The 12,658-nt window shown below is 46.4% G+C and carries 12 protein-coding genes and 1 riboswitch; of the genes, 1 reads left to right on the plus strand and 11 read right to left on the minus strand.

The features are described from left to right. Positions 1 to 165 precede the first annotated feature (165 nt). Positions 166 to 333, plus strand: coding sequence for a hypothetical protein (locus DWW52_RS21070; RefSeq protein WP_158582651.1), 168 nt, complete (start codon positions 166 to 168; stop codon positions 331 to 333). 122 nt (positions 334 to 455) lie between these two features. On the opposite strand, the gene ribE (DWW52_RS17340) is transcribed toward DWW52_RS21070, so the two are convergent. The 11 genes from ribE (DWW52_RS17340) to DWW52_RS17390 all read right to left on the minus strand — a co-directional run bounded on the left by ribE (DWW52_RS17340) (position 456) and on the right by DWW52_RS17390 (position 12,633). After that, entirely contained in the window at positions 456 to 917 is a 462-nt protein-coding gene (ribE, locus tag DWW52_RS17340) for a 6,7-dimethyl-8-ribityllumazine synthase (RefSeq protein WP_118716736.1), read from the minus strand. 14 nt (positions 918 to 931) lie between these two features. After that, positions 932 to 2,185, minus strand: coding sequence for a bifunctional 3,4-dihydroxy-2-butanone-4-phosphate synthase/GTP cyclohydrolase II (locus DWW52_RS17345; protein ID WP_118716738.1), 1,254 nt, complete (start codon positions 2,183 to 2,185; stop codon positions 932 to 934). Between the two features lie 70 nt (positions 2,186 to 2,255). Beyond that, positions 2,256 to 2,903: a riboflavin synthase gene (gene ribE / locus DWW52_RS17350; RefSeq protein ID WP_118716740.1), complete on the minus strand. Its 648-nt coding sequence runs from the start codon at positions 2,901 to 2,903 to the stop codon at positions 2,256 to 2,258. A 74-nt stretch (positions 2,904 to 2,977) separates the two neighbouring features. After that, positions 2,978 to 4,084: a bifunctional diaminohydroxyphosphoribosylaminopyrimidine deaminase/5-amino-6-(5-phosphoribosylamino)uracil reductase RibD gene (ribD, locus tag DWW52_RS17355; RefSeq protein WP_118716742.1), complete on the minus strand. Its 1,107-nt coding sequence runs from the start codon at positions 4,082 to 4,084 to the stop codon at positions 2,978 to 2,980. Between the two features lie 95 nt (positions 4,085 to 4,179). Then, a riboswitch (FMN riboswitch) is annotated at positions 4,180 to 4,301 on the minus strand. A gap of 104 nt (positions 4,302 to 4,405) precedes the next feature. Next, on the minus strand, positions 4,406 to 5,719 hold the full coding sequence (locus DWW52_RS17360; RefSeq protein WP_118716744.1) for a hypothetical protein: 1,314 nt from the start codon (positions 5,717 to 5,719) through the stop codon (positions 4,406 to 4,408). Beyond that, positions 5,703 to 6,377, minus strand: a complete 675-nt coding sequence (locus DWW52_RS17365) for an ATP-binding cassette domain-containing protein (protein ID WP_118716746.1) — start codon at positions 6,375 to 6,377, stop codon at positions 5,703 to 5,705. Before DWW52_RS17365 ends, DWW52_RS17360 begins: the two co-directional genes overlap by 17 nt. Beyond that, a complete protein-coding gene (locus DWW52_RS17370) occupies positions 6,374 to 6,703 on the minus strand; it encodes a hypothetical protein (protein ID WP_118716748.1) in 330 nt (109 codons plus the stop codon). Before DWW52_RS17370 ends, DWW52_RS17365 begins: the two co-directional genes overlap by 4 nt. Then, a complete protein-coding gene (locus DWW52_RS17375; RefSeq protein ID WP_118716750.1) occupies positions 6,703 to 7,443 on the minus strand; it encodes a DUF169 domain-containing protein in 741 nt (246 codons plus the stop codon). Before DWW52_RS17375 ends, DWW52_RS17370 begins: the two co-directional genes overlap by 1 nt. A 563-nt stretch (positions 7,444 to 8,006) precedes the next feature. Continuing rightward, positions 8,007 to 10,043 carry a M13 family metallopeptidase gene (locus DWW52_RS17380; RefSeq protein WP_118716752.1) on the minus strand — a complete coding sequence of 679 codons (2,037 nt, stop codon included), beginning with the start codon at positions 10,041 to 10,043 and terminating at the stop codon, positions 8,007 to 8,009. Between the two features lie 181 nt (positions 10,044 to 10,224). Then, positions 10,225 to 10,545 carry a 50S ribosome-binding protein YggL gene (locus DWW52_RS17385; protein WP_118716754.1) on the minus strand — a complete coding sequence of 107 codons (321 nt, stop codon included), beginning with the start codon at positions 10,543 to 10,545 and terminating at the stop codon, positions 10,225 to 10,227. A gap of 15 nt (positions 10,546 to 10,560) precedes the next feature. Further along, the gene (locus DWW52_RS17390; RefSeq protein WP_118716756.1) at positions 10,561 to 12,633 is read right to left on the minus strand and encodes an alpha-L-fucosidase; all 2,073 of its coding nucleotides are present in this window, start codon (positions 12,631 to 12,633) and stop codon (positions 10,561 to 10,563) included. Positions 12,634 to 12,658: the final 25 nt, after the last annotated feature.

The following is a 12,658-nucleotide window of genomic DNA, read 5'->3' on the forward strand; positions in this document are numbered from 1 at the left end:
CTGTCACTGAGATTGAGCAGGTTCACTGCTCCGCTGAATAAGATATGCACTACAAATATGTAACATTTTTTAACAATTCAAACAGCATAGAGAAAATAATTTCCTTGATTACATTCACGAGATCCCAATATATATTCATACTTTCATAGAAAATCAGGGAAAAGCATGACAACATTTACATTTAAGAGAAAAAGAAAAACCATAGACTTACCAATAGAACCCCTACAAAAGTTGCCTATCATGGCTACAGCACAAGGCAAAAGCTTAAAAGCCTTTATAGAACATCTTTTAACGGCGAAAGCCAATTCTTTAGAAGGATGCCCAAAACGATAAAACCAGACATACTCTCTGGATGAAATCACAAAACTCCTAGATACCTAACTACAAAATTCTATTGATAAAAAACCGTCTCAGATCAAATCCAAGACGGTAATATCTTCCCGATTTACTGTAAATTAAATCTGCTTCAACAAATTAATCATTTCGATAGCAGTAGTCACGGCCTCAAACCCCTTATTTCCGGCTTTCGTTCCCGCTCTTTCCACGGCCTGCTCGATAGAATCGGTAGTCAACACACCGAAGATAATCGGCACCCCGGTTTGCAATCCCACGTTAGCGATTCCTTTCGTAGCCTCGTTCGCCACCATATCAAAATGAGGAGTTGCACCGCGAATCACGGCCCCCAGACAAACAACGGCATCATACTTTTTTGTCTCGGCCATCTTCTTGGCAACCAACGGGATTTCAAAAGCTCCCGGAACCCAAGCCAAATCTATGTTTGCCTCGTCACCACCATGACGTTTGAAAGCATCCAAAGCTCCACCCAATAACTTACTCGTGATGAACTCGTTAAAACGTCCCGCAACGATACCAATTCGTTGACCTTCTGCTAATAATTTCCCTTCCAGTAAATTCATATCTTTCAATTTTATTATTTGTTTTCCAATTCTTCTTTCAATTTATTGATCTCATCCTGTTGACGCACGTGAATCATGTGTCCCATTTTCTTGTACTTCGTGTACATGTAGAACTCATTTTTCTCGTTACACGTCATCTCGATAGGCTCACGTCCCACAATCTCTATACCGTATCCCATCAGTCCGTTAATCTTCAACGGATTATTCGTCATCAAAACCATCTTCTTCACGCCCAAATCTGCCAAAATTTCGGCTCCGGTACCGTATTCACGCAAATCGGCTTTAAAACCGAGTGCAATATTTGCCTCCACGGTATCCATCCCCTCATCCTGCAAATGATAAGCTTTCAATTTATTAATCAAACCGATACCTCTCCCCTCCTGGCGCATGTACAACAACACGCCGCGACCTCTCTCCCCGATTCTACGCATCGCCTCGGCCAACTGATCACCGCAATCACAACGCAAAGACCCGAACACGTCACCCGTCAAACATTCCGAATGCACCCGGCATAACACCGGCTCTCCATCCGTGATATCTCCTTTCACCAAAGCGATATGATGCTCCCCATTAATCTTGTTCACATAACCATACGCTTTGAAATCACCATATTTAGTAGGCATATCTGCTTCCGTTACTCGTTCCACCAGTATCTCCGTCCGTCTACGATAAGTAATCAGATCCGACACGGTAATCATCTTCATACCATGCTTTTTCGCAAACTCCTTCAATTCCGGGGTACGCATCATCGTACCGTCCTCCCGCATAATCTCGCAACACAACCCGCACTCCTTCAAACCTGCAATCCGCATCAAATCCACCGTTGCCTCCGTGTGCCCCATACGTTCCAATACCCCGCCTTTCTTCGCTTCCAACGGGAACATGTGCCCCGGACGACGGAAATCCTCCGGCTTGGCGTTATCCTCTACGGACTTCATGGCCGTAACCGACCGTTCCAAGGCAGAAATTCCGGTAGTCGTGTCCACGTGGTCAATTGACACCGTGAATGCCGTGCAATGATTATCCGTATTCGTGGTCACCATTTGCTCCAAACCTAACTTTTTCGTCAGGGCTTTACTCATCGGCATACAAATTAATCCTTTGGCATAAGAAGCCATGAAATTCACGTTTTCCAACGTTGCAAACTCGGCCGCACAAATCAAATCCCCCTCGTTCTCCCGATCCGGATCATCGACTGCAATAATCATCTTACCAGCTCTTAAATCCGCAACAGCCTCTTCAATCGTACTAAACTTAAATTCTTCCATGATATACCTTATTATAATTTTCTAAATTTCTCAAAACATCACCAAACAATAACTTGTTCGTCTTTAGCCTTTAAAACCCGTTCGCCAGCAGAAAATCCAATGTCATTCCTCCTTTCGGCTCCGAAGGTTCGGCCGGACGCATCAACTTCTCCACGTACTTCGCGATAACATCATTTTCCAGATTCACCGTATCCCCGATCTTCTTCTTCACCAACGTGGTCTCGTCCTGCGTGTGGGGAATAATCGAAACCGTAAAACCCGCGTCATTCACGGACACGACAGTAAGACTTATCCCGTCTATCGTGATCGATCCCTTGTCCACGATATAGCGCAATAACTCGCCAGACGTGGCCACAGATATCCAAATCGCATTCTCGTCTTTCTCTCGCCCCACGATTTTCCCGGTACCGTCAATATGACCCGACACGATATGTCCTCCCAAACGACCGTTCAAAGTAAGCGCCCGTTCCAGATTCACCCGATCACCCGCCCGCAGTTCTCCTAAATTACTACGTTGCATCGTCTCCGGCATCACGTCAGCACAAAAAACACTACCGGTAAAAGAAGTCACGGTCAGGCAAACCCCGTTCGTGGCAATACTGTCCCCCACCTTTAAATCCTCCAACACCTTTTTCGCCTGCACCTCTAGCACGACACTCCGGTTCCCTCGTTTCACCCCTTTCACGGTTCCTATTTCTTCTATTATTCCTGTAAACATACCAATTTTAGATTTATGATTTTAGATTTTAGATTTCCCCGCTCAAAGTCCCCATTTTTAAATCACAAAATCCATTATCTTTTAGTTTTTAACTTTAAAAGCACATCCTCTCCCATGTTCAGAACATTCACAAGTTCAAGATCAATAGCATCCGCCATTTTCTCAACTCCCATGCCCTCAACCGGGGTCTTGGCATTCATACCTCCCACGATCGTCGGAGCGATAAAAGCATAAACTTCATCCACGAAACCTCCCGCTAAAAACGAATAATTCAAACTACCGCCACCTTCCAGAAGAACCGAGTCTATCCCGGCCTGTCCCAACCGTGCCAACAAATCATCCACGCTCACGAGTCCTTCCCGTTCCTCACATACCCAAACCTCGACGCCCACATCCTGCAAGGCCTTCACCTTCCCCTCGTCGGCAAAACGGGTACAAGCCACAATCGTTCGGTACTCGCGGGCAGTCCTCACGAGTTGACTCTTCAAGGCTAACCGGGCATTGCTATCCACGACAACACGAATCGGTTGTCTCACCCCACGCCCCTCAATCCGACAATTCAACAACGGATTATCCGCCACGGCCGTACCGATACCAACCAGTACCGCCATGAAACGATGGCGCAATTCATGCACGTAAGCCCGGGCTTCCGTTCCCGTGATCCATTTCGAATCACCCGTGCGGGTAGCAATCTTCCCGTCCAACGTCATCGCCGTCTTCATCGCCACCCAGGGACGCTTCGTCGTTATATATTTCAAGAACACCCGATTCTGTTCCCGCAAAGCCTCCTCCTCCACGCCACACTCCACCTCGATTCCGGCTGCTCTCAGCGAAGCAATACCTTTCCCCCCGACCAACGGATTCGGATCTTCCATCCCAATCACGACCCGGGCAATCTCGTGTTCAATAATTGCCTCCGTGCAAGGCGGTGTCTTCCCGTGATGACAGCAAGGCTCCAGGGTCACGTACATCGTTGCTCCCCGGGTATTCCTCATGCAACTTTTAAAAGCATTCCTTTCCGCATGCCACTCCCCGTATCGTTCGTGCCAACCTTCCCCGATCACCTTACCACTTTTCACGATCACGGCACCCACGACCGGATTCGGATTCGTGAACCCGACTCCCCGTTCGGCAAGCTCTATCGCTCGTCGCATGTACTCGATATCTTCCTGTCTTACCATTCGCGTAACCTCCTTTAAACTAAAAATGCCCCGAATGCATACACATTCGGGGCATAGATTTATATTGTATTAATATAATATCAAATTACAACTAAACATCTCTTCTATCATCCGGACTTTAACCGTCGGTCTCAGAATTTCACTGAATCAGTCCCTCGAAAGGGAGTCGCGGACTTTAACCGCCGGTAGGGAGTTGCACCCTGCCCCGAAGAAACATTTTACAAATGCAAAAATAACAATATTTCTAATGATAACAAACAATCTTCAATTAATTAATGCTTTTTTTCTGCAATTCGACCCAACACCTCTCCGCTCCACACGCTATTTTAGCGACTCGATCAAATCCACCACTCCCGCCTTTCTCAAAATATACATCCCGATACGCTCCTCGGAAACCCCTTCCCGCAAGTGATACGTGTAACGAGGCTCATCATTCTCCATCCGGATATCGAAAAAACGGAAATCCACCGAATCCTCCTTTTCCAGCGTTCCCGCAACCTCCACGATATGCGAGGATATCATGAACACCCCTTGCTTCAAACGGGCCAAAGCTCCCACCACGGCACGGGAAGCATCAAAAGCATCTTTCACGTTAGTCCCCCGGAACAACTCGTCAAACACGACCACCACATCCTCCAAATCCCGCACCTGTTCCACGACATACTTCACCCGCGCCACCTCGTTATAATAATGGCTATACCCCAGCGACAGGTTATCCGACAAATTAATCGTGGTAAACAATCCCCGGAACGGCGATAACTCCATCCGGCTCGCGGGCACCGGGAATCCGCAATGAGCCAAGTACACCGCCACGCCAAACGCTTTCATGTACGTCGATTTTCCCGCCATATTCGGCCCCGTCAGGAAACACAAATGCCGCTGACCGTCCAGCAACACGTCATTCCTCACCGGCTCCTTCAAAAACAAGTGATACAATCCCTCAATCCTTACCATCCGTCTTTCTCCCGAGAAAAGCGGGAACGTCAACCCCTGCTCCTTCGCGATCGTCCCGACCGTTCGTAAAGCATCCAGCATGTACAACGTATCCAGCACGACACGCACCCCTCCCAACTCCTCGCCCCGGAAATAAAGATCCAGATTCTCCCTAGACCAAAAAGAATCCTTCTTCTGGTTCGTCAAATACTGCATCCCTTCACGAGCGAGAACCTTCTTTACCTCCTGTTGCAAATCCTTCACCATTTTCGGGATACTCCCCATCGGCAACTCGTTCATGAAAGTACCCAGTTCATGAATCAACCGTCCGAGATAAGGAACCGCCCGTTGCCGCAGAAAACAATCGTTATCCGGGTTCAACCACCCTTTCACCGCCCGGCTCGTCAAATGCAACACATTCCGTTTAGGCACGGCATCCTGCTGTAAATAAATCTCGATAAAATTCAATTCTTCCCGCCGGATATCCAGAAAGAAAGGTAATTGCCCCAGGTAAATCATCGCATCCACCCGTTCCCGAATTTGCCTCGCGTCTACCAGCGGGGACTCGAACATCCTCCTCATACACGCCTTCCCCCCGTCCGAGCAAGCGAAATCAAAATAAGAAAAAACACTCGTCCCGTCCCAAGCCTGCTCGAACAACTCCAAGTCGCTCGACGTCTGTTCATCAATACTGAATTTCATCTGTTTTCTTTATATATTCCAATAATTCTAGATCCCCACGATCACTCACCGGCCAAGTCTTCCCGCCTTTCAACACGAATAACTCGTCACTGATATCAATCACGTCCTCGAAATAATGATCGGTAATCACGATCCCTTTCCGAGCCTTTTCCCGCCAGATCACCTCTTTCATTTTCTGCACGTGCAAAGGCATCATGAAAGAAAAAGGCTCGTCCAACAAACAGAACTTCGAGTCCGCCACCAGCACCACGTACACCTCTATAATCCTTCGTTCACCCGTTGAAAACGCTTTCATCCGTTTCCGTGCATCATTCCCGAACTCCGGGAAATCAGTAACAAATTCATTAAAATCCACCCCGAAATCATCAAACACCCGCCTCACTGACAATCCCAAAGGAACAAAACTCTGCTGCAGAAGATAACGCATATCCTCCGGCCGACGCTCTCTCGTTAACAAAGCCTTCCTATCAATAGCCACGTACTGGTCCTTCAACATCAACTCCCCGTAAATCACCCGCATGAGACAACTTTTTCCTCCCCCGTTCCGGCCAAGAATTCCGACGACCTTCCCCGTCTCGCAATGCAGACAGGTATCCCATAGGACTCGATTGAACCCGTATTCCAAACGAAGATTACTTATATCAAGAGTATGCATCATTTCAACTGGTAAGCGATAAACAAACAGGCGACATACGTCAGAAAATCAAACACCAACGATATTCCCCAAAGCCACCGGAGGGACACGCCTATATTCTTGTAATAATAAAAGAAACGCCACGATTTCCGTTTCATGGCAAATCCTAGGAACACCATCGCGGCAATCTTAAACCAAAACGTGACTACCACGATCACCGCGATCACGGCCGGCGTTTTCATGCGGTACATGAACATAATCAACCCGCACACAAACGACACGGCAAGAGCCGAGGCCGCGAACATCCCGTAAAACGAGACACACGACCTGACCAAGCGTTTCGCATCCATCAGATACGCTTTTGAATCATCCGCCAAGTATCAGTTATCAGGAAACTCTCCTCCATCTGATCGATCATCTCCATGAATTTCGAGATCGGCACGGCAAAAGACAATAAATTATTCGGGATACACAAACGGGCGGACGGGTCAAACATACCAAGCACGGCCCTCTTCGTTCCCTCGATCTGCTCCCGGTAAGGATAATAAATAATCGACGTGCATCCCGCCCCGAAAGGAGAAATCACCGCTTCCTGCTTGGCACTATCAAACCCGGCCAACGTGAAAAGCCCGGAAATCACATCCGGCGTGCCAAAGAAAAACACGGCCTCCGGTTTATCCTGTTCCGTCAACATATCCCAACGCTTGAACACCAGACAATCGCCCTTCCTTGGAAGCACGGGCAAAGTCTTTAACAACGCGTTCACCTGTTCCGGCGTACGCTTGTAGCGTTCACAACGAGGTTCGTTCTCTCCATGAGACAAGAAATACTCGAACCCTTCCCGCATACTTTTATTGAACCCCAAATAGTATTTACCCCCGCCACATCCCACAGAATCAGGGAGGAAGCAAAGAGCCTCTCCTTTCCTTACCCGTCCGAGTTGTGCTATAATACAAGTATGTCCCACGGCTTTTTTCACGATAGTCGCATTATTATTTTCCGTAGAATAATAAAATGCTACCGGAAGTTCTGCGTCGTTGAAATATTTTTTCCAAAGAGCAATAAAATGATCGCGTTTAACAATATCCATAACCCTTTTATTTTTAGTATCAAGCAAATATAAATTATTTTTTGGTTAAAAGCAAATCGCTATCGCTCATATTCCTCGTTTATAGCGGAATTTCCGACAAGTCATTTAACAAAATGACACTAATATCCCTTGAAGGCAGGAACACATGCAGGCTAAAACATTGATAATTAAAATATCACATCTAACAATTCACAATCAGATAACATCTACCGATACATGACTGATCAATAATGTATTCTTGATTAATTCTTTATGACTACCTATTCACTAGTTGCATGAACCTTATACGAACCCTATATAAACCCTATACGAACCCTATTATAATAAGGTTTATACAATGTTATTAAAAGTCATCTAAAAGATTATTAACGCTACTGTATAGGTATTAATCAAGAACACATGATTAAATCCTTATTCATTTCAATAGGAAATCTCATGTAAATATTCATGTAATCAACAATTGCTCAACGGCCTACACCCTGTATAGCTCTTCATATTCACAAACAAATACCCCGGATCAGCGATGCCGATCCGGGGTATTATATCATTAAAAGTACAATCTGTTACCAGATAGAAGCTCTTTGTTCAACAGGCAAATACAAGGCATCACCCTCTTTCACGTCAAACGCTTCATACCACATCCCGATGTGAGGCAGGGCGGCATTCACACGCCAACGCCCTAAAGAGTGAGGGTCTGACTTCGTTTGCAAACGAATTTGCTCGTCACGCACATTCCCGGCCCACACGTTAGCATATGACAGGAAGAACCGTTGAGCTGGGGTAAAACCGTTCTCGTCATTCCCAAGCGGGTTCTCGGCCATCGCTTTCTGCAACGCCTGATAAGCCACCTGCAAACCGCCATGATCCGCGATATTCTCACCCAAGGTCAATTCCCCGTTAGCTTTCAAATCAGGCAACACTTGGATGTTACTGAAATAATCCACTAACACCTGGGCACGCTCCTGGAAATTCTTGGCATCTTCAGCTGTCCACCAGTCTTTCAGGTTCCCGTCCTTGTCGTATTGACGACCTTGATCATCAAACCCGTGAGTCATCTCGTGACCGATAACAACACCGATAGCCCCGTAATTACAAGCGTCATCAGCATTCATATCGAAGAACGGGTATTGAAGGATACCTGCCGGGAAGCAGATTTCGTTCGTTGTTGGGTTATAATAAGCATTCACAGTTTGAGGAGTCATCAACCATTCATCCTTATCCACCGGTTTTCCGGCTTTAGCGATCATCTTATCGTAATCAAAATGATTGGAACGAACGATATTCTCCCAGTAAGAATCATTCTTGATCTCCAAGCTGGAATAGTCTTTCCATTTGTCGGGGTAACCGATCTTCACGTGGAAGGCAGCCAGTTTCTCCAGAGCTTTCGCTTTCGTTTCGGCACTCATCCATTCCAATCCCTGAATCCGCTCGCCAAGTGCTTTCTGCAGGTTGGATACCAACTTCACCATACGTTCTTTGGCGGCTGCCGGGAAATATTTGTCGGTATACATCTGACCGACAGCTTCACCCAACACACCGTTCACGGAACTCACGGCACGTTTCCAACGGGGTTGCATCTCTTTCGTTCCGGAAAGTGTCTTTCCATAGAAATCAAAGTTTTGAGCCACGAAATCATCACTCAAGTAAGAGGAAGCGGTATTGATCACGTTCCATTGCAAGTAGGATTTCAACACGTCCATGTTTTCTTTGGTCAACAAATCGGCTACCGTCTTGATCTCGGCCATTTGTCCCACGTTTACTTCCTGCAAGTCCTTTAACCCGATGGTTGTGAAATAAGCATCCCAGTTTATACCCGGAACCTCTTTTTTCAACTGGGCCACGGTGATCTTGTTATAGTTAGCATGTGGGTCACGTAATTCCACGGCCGATTTAGTCGTCTCGGCCAGACGGGTTTCCACTTTCATCACATCAGTCGCTGCTTTTCGTGCTTCCTCCTCGGTAAACCCGGCAAGTTGGAACATCTTGACTACGTGCTCTTCGAATTTTGCACGAATCTCTTTCGTGCGGTCATCATTATCCAGATAATATTCACGTTCGCCCAGGCTCAACCCTCCTTGGTACAACTGCGCCATGTTCATGGAGCTGTTCATATCATCGGCTCCCACGTACAACCCGAAGAAAGGCCCGAACCCGTCGCGGTGCATCCCGGCAACACATTTCGACAAAACTGCCCGATTGTCAAGAGCCTCGATTTTCTCCAGATAACCCTTGATCGGGGCCACTCCGTCAGCGTTCAACTTGGCGCTGTCCATAGCGATATTGTAGAGATCGCCCACTTTCTGGGCCACGCTTCCCGGTTGGGATTGCTGGTGAGCCAGGTCCTCGATCAGACTCTTGATCTGTGAACGGTTATTCTCTGCCAGTTGATCGAATGAACCGAAACGTGAATACTCGTCTGTCAACGGGTTAGCTTTCATCCAACCACCACAGGCATATTGATAAAAATCATTCCGAGGATTTGCAGTCTGGTCCAGATTCGCAATTTGAATCCCGCCTTTCTGCGCGGCCTCTTTTTTACTATTGCAACTTGTAGCCATTAGCGCTAACGCAATAAAAGGTAAATAAATTCTTGTTTTCATATAATCAGTTTTCTAGTCTTCTCGCCGCACCGTTTTAGTTCATAAAGTTCATCAGGTTGAACCTCCGGTTCTTAAAATTTATAAAGTCAAGTGCCGGTATAAACGAAGGGCTGTGTTACCAGCCCTTGCGACAACAAAAGTATAATATTTTACAAAGAAATAAAAACTGATCGGGTTATTTTTACCACCCGTACCAAGCGTCTTTTAACTCGCCAACTGTGATATTATCAAGATGTTGGTCGTGTTCGGACAGCCATTTCTTTACAATATTTTGTTCCTCGACCGTCACGCTGCCCCGCTGGCGAGTGATAAATCCCCCGCAAACATCAGAATTCCAGCCTCCTCCCATTTCCAGATCATGGGCATGTAACAAAACGGCAAACTCCTGCAACCACTCTTCCACCAGCTTCATATCGGTGTCGGCCTTGAATTTGGCATCAAAAGAAAATCCCAATTCCTGGTATTCCCCTTTATGTAATTTCTTACGTAATCTTTTTTTCATACTATTATATATTTATCATTCAATCTCTACCCGCAAATCCCGTAATCCGACATCGCTATTCTTGTTAGCGGGATGAGCCATTCCTAGGCTGCAATCATGGATTTGTCCCGGATAGAGCTTCATAGGTTTCAAACGAAGTTTATACTCTTCTTGTTTCACGTTCGGGTTCACCAGATAGGTCACGTCTGACCCGTAACGATTATGTAACTTCACTACCAACTGGTTATCACCCTTTTGCAAATGCAATTTAACCGTCTCGTTCACTCTTGGAATACCTCCCACGTAAGTACGGAGTAAAACCGTCTCGCCATTCAACGTAACTTGTATCCCGTCAGCAACTCCCAATTCTACCAGGACATCCTGTTCCCGACTGCTTTTTATTTCATGCAATAAGTAGACCGATTCTTTCTCTTCGGTAGGAATTTTCACGGTCTTACCCACTTTTAAGTCATTTTGCAAACTCCAATTATCGTTTTTCACACCAACGCTATTACCGTTAAAACGCTCACCCGCGATTGTATACTTGTACACATTTCCCCAGGTAACAGCAGCCGGATCATTATTCAATTTCTGAACATCTCCTCCCGCTAATTTCACATTCTCCACCTTGCCGTCAAGTTCCAGACGAATCTCTTTATCCCGGTCTCCGGCCATGTAAACGACCGAGGGCGTTACGGTCTTTGCCGTTTTATTGAAATGCCAGCTAAAACCTACCGTACTCCGGAAACTAGAATAATAGTCCATGCTTGAATAAGCGTAAACGGGAGTCGCATTATCAGCCGTCAACACACTGGTTTCCAAAATCTGGTCGGGTACAACCCGGAAATTATCGGCAAATTCCAGTTTCACGACAACGATTCCCCGCTCGGGTTTCACGTCAGCAGGAATATTCACGGACACGGTTTGCCCTTCCTGTTTCAGATCCAGTTTTTTACCATCCGCCAAGAGGGTTGCTTTTTTGGCTTTACCGATCAAACCATTTAAAATGACATCCCGATTTTCAGGCACTTGTTCGACGAACAAATAAAGGTTATTGCCCTTACGGGTGATGTCACCCCACGCCACCGCGTGATCAAAAGGGTTTGCCGTGGTATTGTAAATTGCCTCGCCGTAACGATTCATCCATTTGCCCATGGCTAACAGCGCATCCCGTTCGAACTCGACAACGGAACCATTCCCTCTCGGTCCGATGTTCAACAAGAAATTTCCTCCCCGGCTTACGACTTTAATCAAGCTATGCAGTTTCTCGTCAATTTTATGATTCAAATCTCCCCGCTCCTGCCATGAACGATAACTCCAAGTTTCGTCAAAGAATGAAGCCGGAGTCTGCCAAGGTACCCCGATTTTATAATCCGGGTAAGCGTTATCTCCCATCACGGCAAAATCACCCCGGTCATTCCCCAAACGCCCGCTCACCATGCACCGCGGTTGCAAACGATTCACGAGATCATACAACTCTTTACTCTGCTGCCCGCTCAACGACCCCATGTCAAACCAAATCTCGGAAATCGGGCCGTAATTGGTCATGATTTCCTCAACCTGATGCATGCTGAAAGCATGATGCTCCTTAGAAATCGCATCCGCATTATGAGGAGTGATCCCGTTTCCGGGGAAATTCCAATCAATCAAGGAGTAGTAAACGGCAAACTTCACGCCTTGGCGCTGACAAGCATCCGACAATTCCTTCATCACGTCACGCTTGAAAGGAGTGGCATCCACGATATTATATTTCGTGTATTTGGAGTGATACATGCAAAATCCATCATGGTGTTTCGACGTGAACACGATTGATTTCATCCCTGCAGCCTTGGCCAAGGCCACGACCGAATCAGCATTCCATTTTTCCGGATCAAACTTTTTGGCAACTGCCTCGTATTCCGCTTTCGGTATCCGGGCAAAAGATTGTATCTGCTCGCTATATCCCGAACGAACCGGCTCTCCTTTCCATACCCCGCCCAATTCCGAGTATAATCCCCAGTGAATGAACATTGAAAACTTTTGATTTACCCAATCTGGGTTAGGCTTTTGCTGTCCAAAAGCGAATTGCACGCCTAACAACAAGATAATTAAACATCCGCGTAATAACATAATAAACACTTTTACAACATATAAC

The organism is Odoribacter sp. AF15-53, assembly GCF_003479425.1.
GTDB lineage: Bacteria > Bacteroidota > Bacteroidia > Bacteroidales > Marinifilaceae > Butyricimonas.